Genomic DNA, 16219 nt, shown 5'->3' with positions numbered 1-16219 from the left:
GGATCGGGGGCTAGCCCGCCCGCGCCTCCGGCATCACGCCCGCTCCCTCGATCCGCCCCCGCTCCATCTCGTAGCATTCGCAGGCCAGCCGCTCGAGCAGCGCCCGGTCGAGGATCCGCACCACCCCCCGGGCGTAGGAGATCGCCCCCCGGTCCCTCAGCTGGTTGGCCGCCTCGTTGACCGTGGTCCGCTGCGCCCCCAGCAGCCCGGCCAGCTCCTCCTGGGTGAAGCGGATCGGCTCGCCCGGCGCCAGGTCCGAGGCGGACAGCAGCCAGCGCGCCACCCGCGGCAGGGCCGCATGCACCGCATTGCAGGCCGCGTGCTGCACCGCCTGCATCTGGTAGATGTACGACAGCCGCAGCAGCTGGTTCAGCAGCGGCGGGCTGGCCCGGAACCGCTCCTGCAGCACCCGGGCGGGCATCACATGGACGGTCCCGGGCGTCCGCACCGCCACCTCCCAGCCGCACGGCGTGTCGGCCATGCAGGGCGACAGTCCCGACAGCCCCTCGCGCCCGACCACCGCCGTCTCGATAGCCCAGCCGTCCGAAAACCGCACCAGATTGGCCAGCTGGGCGTCGGCCGGGAAATGCACCTCCACGACCTCCGCGTCCTGCGCGATCAGGATCTGGCCGGCGGCGACGTCCACCGCGCGCAGGTGCGGCCGCAGCGCCGCCTCGTCGGCGCGCTCCAGCGTATCCAGAAAGTGGTTTCCGTAGGCCATCCAGCCTCCCTTGAACGGAGAACAACGGTCACGCCGGGCGTTCGCTCCGTCGGCTATCCGACTCAGCCCCCCGACCCGGTTGACCCGCCCCCGCCGCCGCGCCACACCAGACCCCGACCGGAGACTTCACCCATGGCGACCGACACTTCCAGAGCCGCCGACCGCGCCCCCCGCCTCGCCGTGCTGATCGACGCCGAGAACGCCTCGCCCAAGATCGCCGAGGCCCTGTTCACCGAGATCGCCACCCTCGGCGAGGCCAGCGCCCGGCGCATCTACGGCGACTTCGCCTCCGCCCAGATCGCCGGCTGGACCCGCGTCCTCGCCCGCTTCGCCATCCAGCCGCAGCAGAATTTCGCCAATACGAAGGGCAAGAACTCCGGCGACATCGCCCTCGTCATCGACGCCATGGACCTGCTGCACTCGGGCCGCTTCGACGGCTTCTGCCTCGTCTCGTCCGACGCCGACTTCACCCGCCTCGCCTCGCGCATCCGCGAAGAGGGCGTCGACGTCTACGGCTTCGGCGAGCGCAAGACGCCCGAGAGCTTCCGCCAGGCCTGCACGCGCTTCATCTACACCGAGAACCTGACCGGCCGCGCCGTCTCCGGCGACGCCGACGACGAGCCCGCCGCCCCCGCCTCCAGCGCCTCCGGCCGCGGCCGCAAGTCCGCCGCCGCCCCCGCCGAGCCCGGCGCCACCCCCGCCCCCGGCAAACGCCCCCCGTCCGAGGCCGCCCGTCTGATAGCGACCGTCATCGCCGACATGGACGAGGACGGCGCCGGCTGGGTCAACGCCGGCGGCATCGCCAACCGTCTCAGGAACGCCTACCCCGACTTCGACCAGCGCACCTACGGCTACGCCAAGCTCTCGGATTTGATCAGAGCCACGGGCCGGTTCGAGGTGGAGACCAGCGCCGGCGGGGCGATGCGTGTGCGGGACAGGGCGTAGGAGGGACCCCCGCCCCGTCCCGTCATCCCCGGGCTTGTCCCGGGGATCCATGGTTGCGGAGCGCGTCCGGTGTGAAGCGACGCTCCGGTAGGAATCCGGAAACCTGTTCATGATCAGGTTGTTCCCGACTTGTTCTCCTGGCGGAATCTCTCCAACCTGCCACGCTGAACAAGCGCGGAGTCGACCGTGTCGGAGTATGCTCTGATGGTGAAACAGGCTGGCCAGGCGACGGCCGACAAAGCGGTCGATCTCGGCTTGATCCCCGGACCCGTGCGTCCGGCGGCGAAGCAGCCGGCACTGAAACTGATCCAGGGCGACAAGGACTCGGACTCGAGCGACTTCACCTTCATCGATCTGTTCGCCGGCATCGGCGGTCTGCGCCGGGGCTTCGAATCGATCGGCGGCCGCTGCGTCTTCACCTCGGAGTGGGACAAGTACAGCCAGAAGACCTACCGGGCGAACTTCCCCGACGACGATCATGAGATCAACGGCGACATCACCAAGATCGAAGCGGCGGATATCCCCGCCCATGACGTTCTGCTCGCCGGCTTCCCGTGCCAGCCGTTCTCCATCGCTGGCGTGTCAAAGAAGAACGCGCTGGGGCGGGCTCACGGCTTCGAGGACAAGACCCAAGGGACGCTCTTCTACGACGTCGCCCGCATTATCGCCCACCATCGCCCGGCGGCGTTCCTGCTGGAGAACGTCCGCAATCTCGTCAGCCATGACAAGGGCAAGACCTTCCAGACCATCAAGGATGTTCTGACGGAAGAGCTCGGCTACACGATCGATTTTCGCGTCATCGACGGTCGCCACTGGACGCCCCAGCACCGCGAGCGGATTTTCATCATCGGCTTCCGCGAGGATCAGGGCTTCCGCTTCGCCGACATGAAGCTTCCCGATGCGGCTCCCAAGCTTCGCGAAATCCTGCACCGGGAAGGCGACGAGACGGAAATCCCGGATCAGCGCTTCACGTTGGGCAATTCAGGTCGAGTGTCCGAGAAATACACGCTGACCGATCACCTCTGGAACTATCTCCAGCGCTACAAGGAAAAGCATCAGGCCGCTGGCAACGGCTTCGGCTTCGGTCTGGTGGGGCCCGATGACGTAGCCCGCACGCTGTCCGCTCGCTACTTCAAGGACGGCTCGGAAATCTTGGTGAAGCAGGGAGACGGCAAGAACCCCCGCCGCCTGACACCCCGCGAATGCGCCCGCCTCATGGGCTTCGATTCGCCGCGCGGCGGCGAGTTCATCATCCCTGTCTCTGACACGCAGGCCTATCGCCAGTTCGGAAATTCTGTTGTGGTGCCGGCTGTGAAAGCCGTCGCCGAGCATATGAAGCCGCACCTCTTCGCCGCGCTTGGGAAACGGCCGAAGGCGGCTGTTGGCTGACGTCGTCGACCCGGCGACCCGCAGCCGGATGATGTCCGGCATCCGGGGCAAGAACACCAAGCCGGAGATGTTGATCCGCAAGGCGTTGCATGCGCGCGGCTTCCGCTACCGGCTGCATTGCAAGGACCTGCCGGGAAACCCGGACCTGTGCCTGCCGAAGTACCGAGCGGCGATCTTCGTGCACGGCTGCTTCTGGCACGGGCACGGCTGCCACCTGTTCAAATGGCCGAAAACGAGGCCGGAGTTCTGGCGGGAGAAGATCGGGCGGAACTGTGAGGTGGATGAGGCGGCTTCAACGATGTTGCTCGACGCCGGCTGGCGCGTCGCAACCGTGTGGGAGTGCTCGTTGAAAGGGAGAGGTCGGCAACAGCTCTCGGAAATAGCAGAGCGCCTTGACCGATGGTTGCTCAGCGATATCAACCAGATAAACGTCGTTGGCGACGATCATCACGGGGCTCTCGTCATATTGCCCCGAAAGCCTTGACACCGACCCGCGAAAATTCGGCCATGTCTGCGCCGAACATGGCCAAGGGCCGATAGAACAGTCCGCCTTGAGCGTTCTGCCTTTCCCTAGTGGTGTCCTCGAGGGCGTCAAAGGTCGCTTCCGGCAGGTAGATTGCAGAGGCCTTTGTCCCAAGCAGCAGGGTGGTTCGTCCCCCGTTGAACTCTGATGCCCGATTGAAGAAGCCCACACCGACCTTGGGAGGGTTGCAATCGTGTAGGCCTCTGAGGAGTCTCTCGCGCGCTCCATAGCTTTTGATCTCGACGTTCAGGGTCTGTGGCGGGTTCGTGGATCCTGCGAGGATTTGTACGTCCGCATTTCCCTCACCCCCGGTCTTGGTTGCGGGGACATTCGCTGCTTTGAGGGCTTCACGGACCAGCCCCTCGTTCAGGCTTCCGGCCCGGGAAACGAGGCTGCTAGAGGCGGACTTTGCGAACTGAGCGTAAGGCCCAGTCAAAAACTCCACGAGTTCGCCCTCATTAAGGGGGACGAAACCGCTCTCGTTCCCCAAGGTCTCTCGGATGAAGCGCCGCAGTTTTGGCCCCATTACCTCCCTGACCAAGGTCGAACAGCACTCATTCGCCTGAGCAAGGTTCGAGGAAGTCACCCCGTGCCCAAGCCGGTGTGTGATGATCGCGATAACGGCGTCGGTGCGAGGCAAATAGCCTTCTGTCGCAGTGATCAGATCGGGGAAGATCGTGAACAGCGCGTCGAGGACTTCTTTCTCGGTACCACTGCGTTCATCGTGCAATTCGAGCAGTTGGCCGACGGGCAGAGCCGATATCTCTTTAGCAACAACCTTCGCTGACCGCCCTCGATTTGCGGCCTTTCTGCCATTGCCAAACCCCATCAGTGCGCCTGCTTCGACGTCCGACAGAGCGGCAAATTTGACTAATGCAGGCATTCATTTTCCCCAAGGCCCGATCCAAGCCTCGCTGCATCTATCAGACAAGCGCTTGGCTGGCTCAGCCTACCCCTTCCTGAACCGCCCCGCCTCCGCCTTCAGGCTCGCGCCCCAGTCCGTCGTCGGGTGATCCGGCTCGGCCACGAACGGCAGCGTCCCCGCCACGCCGCGGGCGGCGAGGGCCAGCGGCAGGGCGAACAGGGGCAGCAGGCGCAGGGGCTTGCGGCGTTTGTCCGTGACGTCCCAGCCCTCGGCCTCGAAGGCCTCGGCCAGTTCGGCGGGGGAGCGGCGGTGCAGGTCGCGCAGAGGGTCGGGCCAGTCGGCGGGCAGGGGCACGTCGGCGGCCTCGGCCGGGGTCAGGCCGAAGGCGGCGCGGGCGACCTCGTCGACCTCCGGGTGCTCGTCGATCCGGTCGGGGTCGGCGAGGCGCGGCTTCATCAGCGCCTTCAGCTCCAGGGCGTCGACGCCGGGCAGGTCGATCAGGCGGCGCACCGGATCAGGCCGGGGCGCCGAGGAAGTCGCGTTTGCCCAGCGGCACGCCGGCGCCGCGCAGCAGGCCATAGGCCGTGGTCAGGTGGAAGAAGAAATTGGGCAGGGCGAAACCGATGACATAGCCCTGACCCTTGAACGGCCATTCGCCGCCGGGGAATTTGAGGACCACGTCGCGGTCTTCCTGACCGTCGACGGCGTCGCGCGGCACCGAGCCGATGAAGTCCAGGGTCGAGGCGATGCGGGCCTGCAGCTCGGCGATCGTGGTCTCCGTGTCCTCGTTGACCGGGGCCTCGACGCCGGAGAGGCGGGCGAGGCACAGCTTGGGTCCGTCGCAGGCGATCTGCACCTGTTTGACCAGCGGGTGCATGTCGTCGATCAGCCGCCGGGCCAGCAGGGCCTCGGGTCTGTCGCCGGTCTCGGCGGCGTGGGCGGCGGCCTTGTCCAGCATGGCCGACAGGGCCTTGAGGCTGCGGGTGAAGATAGGGACCGTCAGGTCGTAGAGTTCGGTGGCCATGGCGAAGTCCCACAGTGTTTCTGGTCCTGCCGCTCTAGCTTGGAGGCGACACATCCCACAATCCCAAGCCGTCATCCTCGGGCTTGACCCGAGGATCAGACCGTCCGGTGTTCCGTTGAACGGTGCACGACCGGAGTGGCCGGGCCGGCTCCTCCGCGCAGATCGCCTCCCGCCCCTGATCCTCGGGTCAAGCCCGAGGATGACGAGCTCAGGGGAAGGTCACCACCGTCCGCACCGCCTCGCCGTCGGCGAGGGCGTCGAAGGCCTCGTTGATCCGCTCCAGCGGAATGGTCCCGGTCAGCAGCCGGTCCACCGGCAGCCGCCCCTCGCGGAACAGGCCGATGAAGCGGGGGATGTCGCGGCTGGGGACGCAGGTCCCGATGTAGCTGCCCTTCAGCGTCCGCTCCCCGGCGACCAGCTCGACCACATTGACCGCCAGCGCGGCTTCGGGCGGGGGCAGGCCGGCGGTGACCGTGGTCCCGCCCCGCCGCGTCATCTTCCACGCCGCCTCCAGCGCCATGACGCTGCCGGCCATCTCGAACACGAAGTCCGCCCCGCCGCCGGTCAGGGCCCGGACCTGCTCCACCGCGTCGGCGTCCGCCGCATGGACCGTCCGCACCGCCCCGAGGCTCCGCGCCAGCGCCAGCTTGTCCTCGCTGAGATCCACCGCCACCACCGGACTGGCCCCGCTGGCCAGCGCCCCCAGCACCGACGACAGCCCGACTCCGCCGAGCCCGACCACGGCGACCGACTGCCCGGCCCGAACGCCCGCCGTATTGACCACCGCCCCCACGCCGGTCAGCACCGCGCAGCCGAACAGCGCCGCCTGCTCGAACGGCAGGTCGGCGTCGACCTTCACCAGCGAGCGGCGCGACACTACCGCATGGCTGGCGAAGGCCGAGCAGCCGAGATGATGATGCAGCGCGCCGTCCTCGCCGTGCAGCCGCACCCCGCCGCCGAGCAGCTCGCCCTTGCCGTTCGCCGCCGCCCCCGGCTCGCACAGCGCCGGCCGCCCTCCGGCGCAGGGATCGCAACAGCCGCAGCTGGGCATGAAGACCATGACCACGTGATCGCCGACGATCAGATCGTCGACGCCGGGGCCCAGCGCCTCGACCACGCCGGCGGCCTCGTGGCCCAGCGCCATCGGCATTGGCCGCGGACGGTCGCCGTTGATCACCGACAGGTCCGAATGGCACAGGCCGGCGGCCCTGATCGCCACCAGAACCTCGCCCGGCCCCGGCGGATCGAGCGTCACCGTCTCCAGCCCCAGCGGCCGGCTGTCGGCATAGGGGCGGGCGGCGCCCATGGCTCTGAGGACGGCGGCGGTGGTCTTCATGGAGGCGAGGCTAGGCGCTTGACGCCGCGTCCGCCAAGCCCAAGGCTCGGACCCAAGCGGACTCGACCGAAGCCCGCACCAAACGCGCTTAAGCAGCGAGGCACGTCATTCCCGCGAAGGCGGGAACGCGCGCCGAGCGGTAGCGCGCCAAAAAGGGGAGACATCATGACCGGGACGATCGAACGGACCAGACGCGGCGACTACCGCCGCTTCCAGGCCATCTCGACGCGCTGGATGGACAACGACGTCTACGGCCACGTCAACAATGTCGTCTATTATTCGTGGTTCGACACGGCGGTGAACCGGCTGCTGGTCGTCAACGGCCTGCTCGACATCCACCACGGCAAGGTCATCGGCCTCGTCGCCGAGACCGGCTGCCGCTACTTCGCCCCGACCGCCTTCCCGGACGAGATCCAGGCCGGGGTCCGCGTCGCCCACGTCGGCACATCGTCGGTGCGCTACGAGATCGGCCTGTTCCGCAACAACGAGGACGAGGCCGCCGCCGTCGGCCACTTCGTCCACGTCTACGTCGATCGCGACAGCAAGCGGCCCGTGCCGGTGGACGACAGGATGCGGGGGTTCCTGGAGAGTCTGAAGAGCTAGTCGTCCAGCCGGCCCATCAGGGCCAGCGCGCCGACGGCGGTGAGCACGCCGAGGGCGAAGGCGGCGACGATGGCGCCGGTGGCGACGGCGGCGGGGACGGTCACCGGGCGGGCCTCGTACCACTCGACGATGTCGGCCTCCTCGAGGTCCCGGTCGGCGTAGAGGTCGGCGTCCTGGATAACGTCTTCGGTGGTCATGGCGGGCTCCGGGAGGGTCAGTGCCGGAATGCCCCGCAACGCTGGCGGTTCCTGCCCGTGACAGCCGCTCCGCCATCGGCTAGACGGCGCGCCGACGAACAGCGACCGCGCTCAAGCAGCGAGCGACCGCGTCGCGAGCGAGAGCGCACCCAAGAGATCCTCATGGCCGGCCATTCCAAGTTCAAGAACATCATGCACCGCAAGGGCCGCGCCGACGCGCAGCGGTCCAAGCTGTTCTCCAAGCTGTCGCGCGACATCACCGTCGCCGCCAAGTCGGGCCTGCCCGACCCGGCCATGAACCCGCGCCTGCGTCTGGCGGTGAACAATGCGAAAGCGGAAAGCCTGCCCAAGGACGTCATCCAGCGCGCCATCAACAAGGCCTCGTCCGGCGACGCCGACACGATGGAGGAGATCCGCTACGAAGGCCGGGGTCCCGGCGGCGTCGGCATTATCGTCGAGGCCCTGACCGACAACCGCAACCGGGCCGGCTCCAACATCCGCGCCGCCTTCACCAAGAACGGCGGGGCGCTGGGCGAGATGAACTCGGTGGCCTTCATGTGGGACCGGGTCGGCCAGATCGTCTATCCCGCCGAAGCCGGCACCGAGGACGAGATCATGGAGGCCGCCATCGAGGCCGGCGCCCAGGACGTCGAGAGCGATCTGGTCAAGCCGGACATCTACGAGGACGCGCCCGGGCACACCATCTGGACGAAGTTCGAGGACCTCAACGAGGTCGCCGAGGCGATGTCGAAGGTGCTCGGCGACCCGAAGTCGACGGCCATCGTCTGGAAGCCCCAGTCCGAGGTGCCGGTGACCGGCGAGGCGGTCGGGACGCTGATGAAGCTGCTCGACGCGCTCGACGCCGAGGACGATGTGCAGAACGTCTATTCGAACGAGGACATCTCCGACGAAGACCTGGCGAAATACGCGGGCTAGATGAAGACCGGGGGGCCAGAGACATCAGGGGGCGGACGGCGCGGACGCGGGATTGATGTCGCGGTCTGGGCGTTGGCCATCGCGGCTCTCGTCGGCCTGGCGGGCGCCATCGCCTGGTTTCTGTCCAACGCCACCTTCATCATCCGCGAGGTCACCTACGGGGACGACGCGGTCGATGTGGAGGTGCTGATCCCGGTCGCTTCCGCTCCCGGGTCCTCGCCCCCGGACGCCATGTCCCCCGACGCTCCGGCGCCGGATCTCGCGCCCCTGGATGAGGCCGCGGCGGCCCGCCAGCTGGATTCAGCTCGGGTGACGCGGCCGAAATGGGTGCGCCAGCCCGCGCCGTTCTTTCCGGCCCTCGCGGCAAGCCGCGGCATCGAAGGCGGCGACGTCACCCTGCGCTGCGAGGCCATGGCCTCGGGCGAGCTGGGCGCGTGCGAGGTCGTGCGCGAGAGCCCGCCGGGCGCCGGCTTCGGCGAGGCGGCGCTGGCCTCGATGCGGCAGGCGCGCGTCCGGCCCTACAGTATCGACGGTTTCAGGACCGACAGCCGGATCGCCTTCACCGTGCGCTTCCGCATGGCGCCGGAACCCCAGCCCTAGTGCCAGGCTCAGCTGGCGAAGCTGCGCAGCTCGTCGGTGACCCAGCCGTCGGGATTGCGCACCGGGCGGCCTGGACGGCGCAGGCGGATGACGCCGTGCAGGGCGTCGGTCAGGTCGAGCAGCTGGTCTTCGGACAGTTCCACGGCGGCGCGCAGCACCTCGGCCCTGAGCTGGTCATAGGCGTCGATCGGCAGGCGGCGTTCCATCGGGCGGCCCATGGCGGGATCCGGCAAGTGCGGCGGAGGGGCCGCAGAGGGACATAACCCGGACAGCAACGTCGGGTTCCCAACATTGTAGCGCCATGGCTGGAACCCGGGGCGGAACGGCTGGCGGGGCCTCCCCGTTGGCTGGTCATGGACCTGTCCTCCCTGCCCGATTTCGCCCTGCCGTTGCTCGCGGCCGTGCTGGCCGGCGGCCTGGTCGGCTTCGAGCGCGAGTGGCGCGGGCGCGCCGCCGGCTTCCGAACCCATATCCTCGTCTGCCTGGCCTCGGCCCTGCTGATGGAGGCGGCCGTGTCGCAGGGGGCGTGGCGGTTCGACATCCTGCCCGGCGCCCAGATCGTCAGCGATCCGGCCCGGATGGCTCACGGCGTGCTGACCGGCATCGGTTTCCTCTGCGCGGGGGTGATCTTCCGCGCCGGCTTCTCGATCCACGGCCTGACCACGGCGGCGTCGCTGTGGATCACGGCGGCGATCGGCCTGCTGCTCGGCGCCGGCCTGTTCGCGCTGGCGGCCGCCGGGACGGTGCTGACCGTGATGGTCCTGCTGATCCTGCGGCTGGTCAGCCGCCGCCTGCCGCAAAAGGCGGTCGTGGACGCCGAGATCGTCTGGCGGCGTGACGCGGCCGGGGCCGAGGCGGCCGTCGAGGCGGTGGTGACGGATCTCGACCGGAGGTGGCGAAACGACCGGTTCGAACTGATAGACGGCGGCGAGAGCGTGCGCCGAACCTTGCGCCTCAAGGCCGGGGACGGCGCGGCGCTGAAGGCGCTGGCGGCCCGCCTCAGGACCGTCGAGGGCGTGACCGGCTACAGGCTCGATCCCCGCGACGACTGACGGCTTGCCCGTCCGGCGGCGACGGGCCTAGGCTCACGGTTCGTCGGTTTACGGAGTGAATTTTGATAAATTGGAATCTGGTCTGGCCGGTGCTCGCGGCCATGACGGCGGGCGGGTTGATCGGGGTCGAGCGGACCTACCACGGCCATCCGGCGGGTTTCCGGACCCACATCCTCGTGAGCCTGACCAGCTGTCTGCTGATGCTGGCGGCAATGCACCAGTCGACCTGGGCGTTCGTCGCCCTGCCCGGCCAGACGGTGGTCATCGACCCGACGAGGATGTCGCACGGCCTGCTGACCGGCATCGGCTTCCTCTGCGCCGGGGTGATCTTCCGCGAGGGCTTTTCGGTGCACGGCCTGACCACGGCGGCCTCGCTGTGGGTCACCTCGGCCATCGGCGTGCTGTACGGCGTCGGCATGCTGGAACTGGCGCTGATCGGCTCCGCCGCGACGCTGGCGGTGTTGGCCGTGCTGCGCCTGCTCGACGCCAAGCTGCCGCACGTCGGCGTGATGGACGTGGCCCTGCGCTGGAAGCAGGGGGCCGCGCCCAGCGAGAAGGCCCTGCGCGATCTGCTTCGGGCGCGAGGTCTCAAGGCGGTGCGGATCGGCCATGTGATGAGCCCCGACTGCCTGATCCACGAGCATGTGCTGAAGGTGAAGGGGCCGATGCCAATCGACGCCGACGCCCTCGTGGCCCAGCTGTGCGGCCACGAGGGCCTGGCCGGTTTCTCGGTGCTGCCGCGGGACGAATAAAGCCGGTCATTGTCCGCTAACCCTCTTTGCGGCATGACTGGAACGGATGGCGAACGAAACGACTCGAATCCTGGGGCTGGACCCCGGTCTGCGGCGCACCGGATGGGGCGTGGTGGCGGCCGAGGGATCACGCCTGCGCTGGATCGGCCACGGCGTCGTCGCCCCGCCCGAGACCGCGCCGTTCAGCGTGCGCCTGCTCCATCTGCTCGAGGCGATCGCTGAGGTCTGCGCCGCCCACGCCTGCGACGAGGCGGCGATCGAGGAGGTCTTCGTCAACATGAACCCGGCCTCGACGCTGAAGCTCGGCCACGCCCGCGCCGCCGTGATGCTGGCTCCGGCGCGGTGCGGCCTCAGCGTCGCCGAATACTCGCCCAATCTGATCAAGAAGGCGGTGGTCGGCGCCGGCCACGCCGACAAGACCCAGATCGCCTTCATGGTGAAGCGGCTGCTGCCTTCCGCCGGCGAGGTGAAGGCCGACGCCGCGGACGCCCTGGCCGTGGCGATCACCCATGCGCAGCTGAGGAAGCGCGCCCTTCTCGCGGGGGCGGCATGATCGGCCGTCTCCGGGGCGTGCTGGCCGAGGTCGAGACCGACCACTGCCTGATCGACTGCGCCGGCGTCGGTTATGTCGTCGCCTGCGGCGCGCGCACCCTGCAGCGGCTCCCGGCCCCCGGCGACGAGGCGACCCTGCACATCGAGTCCAGCTGGTCGGCCGAGAACGGTCCCCGGCTCTACGGCTTCCTGAGCCGCGACGAGCGCCGGGCCTTCACCACCCTGACCGGCATCCAGGGCGTCGGCCCCAAGGCGGCGCTGTCGGTGCTGGACGTCCTGCCGCCGGGCGACCTCGCCTCCGCCGTCGCCCGCGACGACAAGGCCGCCGTGGCCCGCGCCAATGGCGTCGGCCCCAAGCTCGCCCTGCGCATCGTCACCGAACTGAAGGGAAAGCCGCTCGGCGACGTCAGCTTCACCCCCTCCGCGCCGGGCGCCCGTCCCGCTCCCGCGCCGGTCCCCAGCGTCACGGGCGAGGCCGTCTCGGCCCTGCTCGGCCTCGGCGTGGCCGAGGTCAACGCCCGCCGCGCCGTCGACCAGGCCCTGATCCGCCTCGGCGACGACGCCGACCTGTCGGCGGTCATCCGGGCGGCGCTACAGGAGTTGGGGCGGTGAGTCCCATTCTCCCCCCCGTCATCCTCGGGCATGACCCGAGGATCAGACCGTCCGGCGCCTGGTGGAAAGGCGGTGGTCGCGATCGCGGGGCCGTCGTCCTCGCACAGACAAGCTTTGCCTCTGATCCTCGGGTCAAGCCCGAGGATGACGGCTGCGGGGGGAGGGCGGCCCCATGACCGACGACCGCATCATCTCCCCCGAGCCCGCCCCCGGCGAGGCCTATGACCGCGCCTTGCGCCCGCAGACCCTGTCCGAATTCGTCGGCCAGGAGCAGGCCAAGGGCAATCTCAAGGTCTTCATCGACGCCGCCCGCGGGCGCGACGAGGCGCTCGACCACGTCCTGCTGTTCGGCCCCCCCGGCCTCGGCAAGACCACCCTGGCCCAGATCGTCGCCCGCGAGCTCGGCGTCGGCTTCCGCGCCACCTCCGGCCCGATCCTCGCCAAGGCCGGCGACCTCGCCGCCATCCTGACCAATCTCGAACCGCGCGACGTGTTGTTCATCGACGAGATCCACCGCCTCGCCCCGACGGTCGAGGAGATCCTCTATCCGGCCATGGAGGACCACGTCCTCGACCTGATCATCGGCGAGGGGCCCTCGGCGCGGTCGGTGCGGATCGATCTGGCGCCGTTCACCCTCGTCGGCGCCACCACCCGCGCCGGCCTGCTGGCCACACCCCTGCGCGACCGCTTCGGCATTCCGCTGCGGCTCGAATTCTACACCGCGGACGAACTGGTGAAGGTGATCATGGGCGCGGCCCGCAAGATGGGCGCGCCCATCGGCGAGGACGGGGCGCGCGAGATCGCCTCCCGCTCGCGCGGCACGCCCCGCGTCGCCGGCCGCCTGCTGCGCCGCGTCCGCGACTTCGCCACCGCCGAGGGCGCGGGCTCCATCGACCGCCTCGCCGCCGCCCGGGCGCTGAGCCGGCTCGAGATCGACGAGGCCGGGCTCGACGCCAACGACCGCCGCTTCCTCAGGGCCCTGATCGAGAACTATGGCGGCGGGCCCGTGGGCATGGACACCCTCGCCGCCGCCATCGCCGAAGCCCGCGACGCGGTCGAGGACGTCATCGAGCCCTATCTGCTGCAGCAGGGCTTCATCCAGCGCACTCCGCGCGGCCGCATGGCCTGCGCCCGCGCCTACGCCCACCTCGGGCTGGCCGAGCCGCCCCGCGCCCCGGAACAGGGCGGCCTGTTCGGCGGCAAGTGACCCTTCACGAGGCGGGCGAACCCCGTCATGCTCGCGCCTGAACGGGAGGGGGCATGGCGCCACGCAGGATCAGGGTCGAGCGGTTGATCGCCGTGCTGGGCGGGGCCGTAGTGGGTCTCGGCGTCCTGCTGCTCTGGCTGTTCACGCGCGACGGCGGCCTCGGCGGCGATCCCTCCGTCGAGGAGCGCGCCGGCGTCCAGCTGCGCCAGCACATCGGCCCGGAGGCGGTGGTCCGCTACACCGAACGGGGCCGCCGCCGCGCCGTCTGCGGCTACGTCTCGGCCGGCGACGAGCTGGTTGTGTTCATCTCGCGGCCCAACCGCATCCTGCTGGAGACCGATCCCCTGAAGGTCGAGTTCGACGAGATGCTGCGCGACGTCTGCCCGGGCTTTCTGACCCGGGCCCCCGGCTCGACCGTGAGAGCGCGGCCATGACCGACCGCCCCACCGCCGGCTGTTTCGAGGACCGCGAGCACCGGCTGCCGGTCCGCGTCTACTACGAGGACACCGACTTCACCGGCCTGGTCTATCACGGCGCCTATGTGCGCTTTTTCGAGCGGGGCCGGTCGGACGCCCTGCGGCTGATGGGCGTCGGCCACGCCGAACTGCTGGACGGCGACCAGCCCATGGCCTTCGTCGTCTCGAAAATGCAGCTGAACTTCGTCAAGCCGGCCCGGATCGACGACGAACTGCTGGTCCGCACCCGCTACGAAGCCGTCAGGGGGCCCCGGCTGCTGATCTCCCAGACCATCACCCGCGGCGCCGACGCCCTGTGCCGGGCCGATGTGGAGGTCGTCTGCATCCACATGGACGGCCGCCCGCGGCGTCCCACCAGGTCGCTGATCGAGAAGGTTCGACCGTGGCTGACGGGCGAGCCCTGACGACATTGCGAACCTGTCACGTGCAGTAAGGTGACGGGGTGGATAGACCTCGCTAGACCGGCCTGAATCGCCACATATCCGCCACGCGGGTCCGGTGCACAGGACGCACGGACCAAGAGGATGACCGAATGACCATCGCCGCCGAAGCATCGTCGATGATGCTGAACCCCGTGAGCCTGTTCATGGAGGCCGATATCGTCGTGCAGGCGATCATGGTCGGACTGGTGGTCGCCTCCCTCTGGTCGTGGGCGGTGATCATCGACAAGGCCGTGCGCTTCGCGACGCTGAACAGCCAGGCCACGGCCTTCGAGAAGGCTGTCGGCTCGGGCCGCTCGCTGGAGGAGATCGCCTCTCAGGCCGGGCCCGACCCAGTTCATCCGCTGCCGCGCATGCTGGTCATAGCCCTCGCCGACTGGCGCGAGGCCCGTACGCGCGGGCCGCTGACGGAAGGGCAGGGCAATATGCTGATGGCCCGTATCGACCGGGCGCTGGACAGCCTGATCGCGCGCGAGGGTCAGCGCGTCGAGGGCGGCCTGGGCGTGCTGTCGGTGGTCGCCACCTCCTCGCCTTTCATCGGCCTGTTCGGCACCGTCTGGGGCATCATGAACGCCTTCGGGGCTATCGCCGCCGCGCAGAACACCAACCTCGCCACCGTGGCGCCCGCCATTTCGGAGGCGCTGTTCGCCACCGCCCTGGGCCTCGCCGCCGCCATCCCGGCCTATATGGCCTACAACAAATTCTCGATCGACGCGGGCAAGTTCACCGGTCGTCTGGAGAGTTTCGCCGACGACCTGCAGGCCGCCGTGGCCCGTCGCCTGGGCGCCCCGGCCAGCCCGCCGCCGCAGCCCGCGGCCGACTACAGCCGTCGGGAGCTCTGAGCATGGCGATGGGCGGAACGGGCGGCGCGGGCGGACACGTCCGGGGCCGCAGACGGGCCCGCAAGCGGCCCCTCAGCGAGATCAACATCACGCCGCTGGTCGACGTCATGCTGGTGCTGCTGATCATCTTCATGATCTCGGCCCCGCTGCTCAGCGCGGCGGTGCCGGTGGACCTGCCGGACACCGAGGCCAGCGCGGTCGATTCGGTCAGCGAGCCCGTCGTCGTGACGGTCGGCCGCGACGGCGAAATCTTCGTCGGCGAGACCGCCGTGGCGTGGGAGGACCTCGTGGCCCGCGTTTCAGAGGCGGGCGGCCCGGACGCGCGCGACAAGCCGATCTCACTCCGTGGTGACGGCCGCGCCCCCTATCAGGCGGTGATGCGGGTCATGGCGCGCCTTTCGACGGCCGGCTTCACCAAGCTGAATCTCGTTTCCGACACCGCCGCCTCGTCCAGCGAGGAGGGCTGATCGCCTTGGAACGTCCCGGCCCGGCCCTGATCGGTTCCGTGGTCGTCCATGCGGCGGTCATCGGGGCGGTGCTGCTCGCCATGATGTTCGGCGGCGCCCGTCCGCCGCGGCAGATCATCCAGTCCATCCCCGTGTCGATCCTCTCGGAGGAGATGGTGCTGGGCGGCCCCGCCGACGCGCCCTCCGAGGCCCCGGCGTCCGACGTCGAGGCCGCGCCGCCGCCGGAGGCGGTCGAACCGCCGCCGCCGACGCCCACCCCGGCGCCGACTCCGCGCCCTCCCGAAAAGGCGCCCACGCCCCGCCGCGACACCCGTCCCACGCCGCCGCGACCGCCGGTCACGCCTCCGCCGGCGAAGAAGCGCGAAACGCCGCGCCCGCCGCGCGAGGAAACGCTCGATCTCGGCAAGCTGGCCGCTGAGCGGCCCAACCGCACGCCCAACCGCGGAACCACGCCGCCTTCCGGCGAGCGGTCCACCGGAACCGCCGGCCAGACGAGCGGGCCGGTGATCTCGTCGATGTTCGAGCAGGTCTATCCCAACTGGAACGTCTTCGTGGTCTGCGACATGGAGGGCGGCGACGACCTGCGCATCCAGTTCGACGTGACCCTGTCGCCCGACGGCCGCATCACCGAAGGGCCGACTCTCGTGGGCGCGCGCGGCAATTCCGTCTATCAGGCCGCG

At 69.5% G+C, this 16219-nt stretch carries 23 protein-coding genes; 16 read left to right on the top strand and 7 right to left on the bottom strand.

Annotation, left to right across the window (positions count from 1 at the left end):
- Nucleotides 1-10: 10 nt before the first annotated feature.
- Entirely contained in the window at nucleotides 11-721 is a 711-nt protein-coding gene (locus tag VEC04_RS05715; protein ID WP_324774712.1) for a Crp/Fnr family transcriptional regulator, read from the bottom strand.
- 132 nt (nucleotides 722-853) lie between these two features.
- Between VEC04_RS05715 and VEC04_RS05710 the strand changes: the two genes are divergently transcribed.
- The 3 genes from VEC04_RS05710 (at nucleotide 854) to VEC04_RS05700 (ending at nucleotide 3539) form a co-directional block, all read left to right on the top strand.
- Nucleotides 854-1666 carry an NYN domain-containing protein gene (locus VEC04_RS05710; protein WP_324774710.1) on the top strand — a complete coding sequence of 271 codons (813 nt, stop codon included), beginning with the start codon at nucleotides 854-856 and terminating at the stop codon, nucleotides 1664-1666.
- 186 nt (nucleotides 1667-1852) lie between these two features.
- Nucleotides 1853-3055 (top strand): DNA (cytosine-5-)-methyltransferase, encoded by a 1203-nt coding sequence (gene dcm, locus VEC04_RS05705; RefSeq protein WP_324774708.1) that lies wholly within the window; start codon nucleotides 1853-1855, stop codon nucleotides 3053-3055.
- Entirely contained in the window at nucleotides 3048-3539 is a 492-nt protein-coding gene (locus tag VEC04_RS05700; RefSeq protein WP_324774707.1) for a very short patch repair endonuclease, read from the top strand. Before dcm ends, VEC04_RS05700 begins: the two co-directional genes overlap by 8 nt.
- Here the strand turns inward: VEC04_RS05700 and VEC04_RS05695 are convergent.
- From VEC04_RS05695 to VEC04_RS05680, 4 genes are all read right to left on the bottom strand, one after another.
- Nucleotides 3517-4461, bottom strand: a complete 945-nt coding sequence (locus tag VEC04_RS05695; protein ID WP_324774706.1) for a hypothetical protein — start codon at nucleotides 4459-4461, stop codon at nucleotides 3517-3519. The genes VEC04_RS05700 and VEC04_RS05695 overlap by 23 nt on opposite strands.
- A gap of 66 nt (nucleotides 4462-4527) precedes the next feature.
- On the bottom strand, nucleotides 4528-4953 hold the full coding sequence (locus VEC04_RS05690) for a hypothetical protein (RefSeq protein ID WP_324774705.1): 426 nt from the start codon (nucleotides 4951-4953) through the stop codon (nucleotides 4528-4530).
- Between the two features lie 4 nt (nucleotides 4954-4957).
- On the bottom strand, nucleotides 4958-5467 hold the full coding sequence (locus VEC04_RS05685) for a DUF1993 domain-containing protein (RefSeq protein ID WP_324774703.1): 510 nt from the start codon (nucleotides 5465-5467) through the stop codon (nucleotides 4958-4960).
- A 208-nt stretch (nucleotides 5468-5675) separates the two neighbouring features.
- Nucleotides 5676-6803 (bottom strand): zinc-dependent alcohol dehydrogenase family protein, encoded by a 1128-nt coding sequence (locus VEC04_RS05680; RefSeq protein WP_324774702.1) that lies wholly within the window; start codon nucleotides 6801-6803, stop codon nucleotides 5676-5678.
- Nucleotides 6804-6968: 165 nt separating this feature from the next.
- Here VEC04_RS05680 and VEC04_RS05675 point away from each other — a divergent pair, with 165 nt between their 5' ends.
- Nucleotides 6969-7406 (top strand): thioesterase family protein, encoded by a 438-nt coding sequence (locus VEC04_RS05675; RefSeq protein WP_324774701.1) that lies wholly within the window; start codon nucleotides 6969-6971, stop codon nucleotides 7404-7406.
- On the opposite strand, the gene VEC04_RS05670 is transcribed toward VEC04_RS05675, so the two are convergent.
- Nucleotides 7403-7603, bottom strand: coding sequence for a hypothetical protein (locus tag VEC04_RS05670; RefSeq protein ID WP_324774700.1), 201 nt, complete (start codon nucleotides 7601-7603; stop codon nucleotides 7403-7405). The two genes, VEC04_RS05675 and VEC04_RS05670, sit on opposite strands and share 4 nt — an antisense overlap.
- A gap of 162 nt (nucleotides 7604-7765) precedes the next feature.
- Between VEC04_RS05670 and VEC04_RS05665 the strand changes: the two genes are divergently transcribed.
- The gene (locus VEC04_RS05665; protein WP_324774698.1) at nucleotides 7766-8539 is read left to right on the top strand and encodes a YebC/PmpR family DNA-binding transcriptional regulator; all 774 of its coding nucleotides are present in this window, start codon (nucleotides 7766-7768) and stop codon (nucleotides 8537-8539) included.
- Nucleotides 8540-8611: 72 nt separating this feature from the next.
- Nucleotides 8612-9139 (top strand): energy transducer TonB, encoded by a 528-nt coding sequence (locus VEC04_RS05660; protein ID WP_324774697.1) that lies wholly within the window; start codon nucleotides 8612-8614, stop codon nucleotides 9137-9139.
- An 8-nt stretch (nucleotides 9140-9147) separates the two neighbouring features.
- Here VEC04_RS05660 and VEC04_RS05655 read toward each other — a convergent pair whose 3' ends face one another.
- Nucleotides 9148-9357 (bottom strand): hypothetical protein, encoded by a 210-nt coding sequence (locus VEC04_RS05655; protein WP_324774695.1) that lies wholly within the window; start codon nucleotides 9355-9357, stop codon nucleotides 9148-9150.
- A 135-nt stretch (nucleotides 9358-9492) separates the two neighbouring features.
- On the opposite strand from VEC04_RS05655, the gene VEC04_RS05650 reads away from it, so the two are divergent.
- From VEC04_RS05650 to VEC04_RS05605, 10 genes are all read left to right on the top strand, one after another.
- On the top strand, nucleotides 9493-10191 hold the full coding sequence (locus tag VEC04_RS05650) for an MgtC/SapB family protein (RefSeq protein WP_324774693.1): 699 nt from the start codon (nucleotides 9493-9495) through the stop codon (nucleotides 10189-10191).
- Between the two features lie 62 nt (nucleotides 10192-10253).
- Nucleotides 10254-10943, top strand: a complete 690-nt coding sequence (locus VEC04_RS05645; RefSeq protein WP_324774691.1) for an MgtC/SapB family protein — start codon at nucleotides 10254-10256, stop codon at nucleotides 10941-10943.
- 46 nt (nucleotides 10944-10989) lie between these two features.
- Nucleotides 10990-11496 carry a crossover junction endodeoxyribonuclease RuvC gene (gene ruvC / locus VEC04_RS05640; RefSeq protein ID WP_324774689.1) on the top strand — a complete coding sequence of 169 codons (507 nt, stop codon included), beginning with the start codon at nucleotides 10990-10992 and terminating at the stop codon, nucleotides 11494-11496.
- Nucleotides 11493-12107, top strand: a complete 615-nt coding sequence (ruvA, locus tag VEC04_RS05635) for a Holliday junction branch migration protein RuvA (RefSeq protein ID WP_324774687.1) — start codon at nucleotides 11493-11495, stop codon at nucleotides 12105-12107. Before ruvC ends, ruvA begins: the two co-directional genes overlap by 4 nt.
- A 172-nt stretch (nucleotides 12108-12279) precedes the next feature.
- Nucleotides 12280-13314: a Holliday junction branch migration DNA helicase RuvB gene (ruvB, locus tag VEC04_RS05630; RefSeq protein WP_324774685.1), complete on the top strand. Its 1035-nt coding sequence runs from the start codon at nucleotides 12280-12282 to the stop codon at nucleotides 13312-13314.
- Nucleotides 13315-13367: 53 nt separating this feature from the next.
- A complete protein-coding gene (locus VEC04_RS05625; protein WP_324774683.1) occupies nucleotides 13368-13748 on the top strand; it encodes a hypothetical protein in 381 nt (126 codons plus the stop codon).
- Nucleotides 13745-14194: a tol-pal system-associated acyl-CoA thioesterase gene (gene ybgC / locus VEC04_RS05620; RefSeq protein ID WP_324774681.1), complete on the top strand. Its 450-nt coding sequence runs from the start codon at nucleotides 13745-13747 to the stop codon at nucleotides 14192-14194. Before VEC04_RS05625 ends, ybgC begins: the two co-directional genes overlap by 4 nt.
- Nucleotides 14195-14322: 128 nt before the next feature.
- Entirely contained in the window at nucleotides 14323-15072 is a 750-nt protein-coding gene (tolQ, locus tag VEC04_RS05615) for a protein TolQ (protein ID WP_324774679.1), read from the top strand.
- 2 nt (nucleotides 15073-15074) lie between these two features.
- Nucleotides 15075-15539: a biopolymer transporter ExbD gene (locus tag VEC04_RS05610; RefSeq protein ID WP_324774677.1), complete on the top strand. Its 465-nt coding sequence runs from the start codon at nucleotides 15075-15077 to the stop codon at nucleotides 15537-15539.
- A gap of 5 nt (nucleotides 15540-15544) precedes the next feature.
- The coding region (locus tag VEC04_RS05605) for a hypothetical protein (RefSeq protein WP_324774675.1) at nucleotides 15545-16219 on the top strand (675 nt) is incomplete at its 3' end.

Source organism: Brevundimonas sp. (genome assembly GCF_035626535.1).
Taxonomy (GTDB): domain Bacteria; phylum Pseudomonadota; class Alphaproteobacteria; order Caulobacterales; family Caulobacteraceae; genus Brevundimonas.
This window is presented reverse-complemented; position numbering and strand designations above follow the sequence as displayed.

Coding starts and splice junctions, on each gene's coding strand:
- VEC04_RS05715 (WP_324774712.1), bottom strand. CDS start 721: ATGGCCTACGGAAACCACTTTCTGGATACGCTGGAGCGCGCCGACGAG.
- VEC04_RS05710 (WP_324774710.1), top strand. CDS start 854: ATGGCGACCGACACTTCCAGAGCCGCCGACCGCGCCCCCCGCCTCGCC.
- VEC04_RS05695 (WP_324774706.1), bottom strand. CDS start 4,461: ATGCCTGCATTAGTCAAATTTGCCGCTCTGTCGGACGTCGAAGCAGGC.
- VEC04_RS05685 (WP_324774703.1), bottom strand. CDS start 5,467: ATGGCCACCGAACTCTACGACCTGACGGTCCCTATCTTCACCCGCAGC.
- VEC04_RS05680 (WP_324774702.1), bottom strand. CDS start 6,803: ATGAAGACCACCGCCGCCGTCCTCAGAGCCATGGGCGCCGCCCGCCCC.
- VEC04_RS05675 (WP_324774701.1), top strand. CDS start 6,969: ATGACCGGGACGATCGAACGGACCAGACGCGGCGACTACCGCCGCTTC.
- VEC04_RS05670 (WP_324774700.1), bottom strand. CDS start 7,603: ATGACCACCGAAGACGTTATCCAGGACGCCGACCTCTACGCCGACCGG.
- VEC04_RS05665 (WP_324774698.1), top strand. CDS start 7,766: ATGGCCGGCCATTCCAAGTTCAAGAACATCATGCACCGCAAGGGCCGC.
- VEC04_RS05655 (WP_324774695.1), bottom strand. CDS start 9,357: ATGGGCCGCCCGATGGAACGCCGCCTGCCGATCGACGCCTATGACCAG.
- VEC04_RS05650 (WP_324774693.1), top strand. CDS start 9,493: ATGGACCTGTCCTCCCTGCCCGATTTCGCCCTGCCGTTGCTCGCGGCC.
- ruvC (WP_324774689.1), top strand. CDS start 10,990: ATGGCGAACGAAACGACTCGAATCCTGGGGCTGGACCCCGGTCTGCGG.
- ruvA (WP_324774687.1), top strand. CDS start 11,493: ATGATCGGCCGTCTCCGGGGCGTGCTGGCCGAGGTCGAGACCGACCAC.
- ruvB (WP_324774685.1), top strand. CDS start 12,280: ATGACCGACGACCGCATCATCTCCCCCGAGCCCGCCCCCGGCGAGGCC.
- VEC04_RS05625 (WP_324774683.1), top strand. CDS start 13,368: ATGGCGCCACGCAGGATCAGGGTCGAGCGGTTGATCGCCGTGCTGGGC.
- ybgC (WP_324774681.1), top strand. CDS start 13,745: ATGACCGACCGCCCCACCGCCGGCTGTTTCGAGGACCGCGAGCACCGG.
- tolQ (WP_324774679.1), top strand. CDS start 14,323: ATGACCATCGCCGCCGAAGCATCGTCGATGATGCTGAACCCCGTGAGC.
- VEC04_RS05610 (WP_324774677.1), top strand. CDS start 15,075: ATGGCGATGGGCGGAACGGGCGGCGCGGGCGGACACGTCCGGGGCCGC.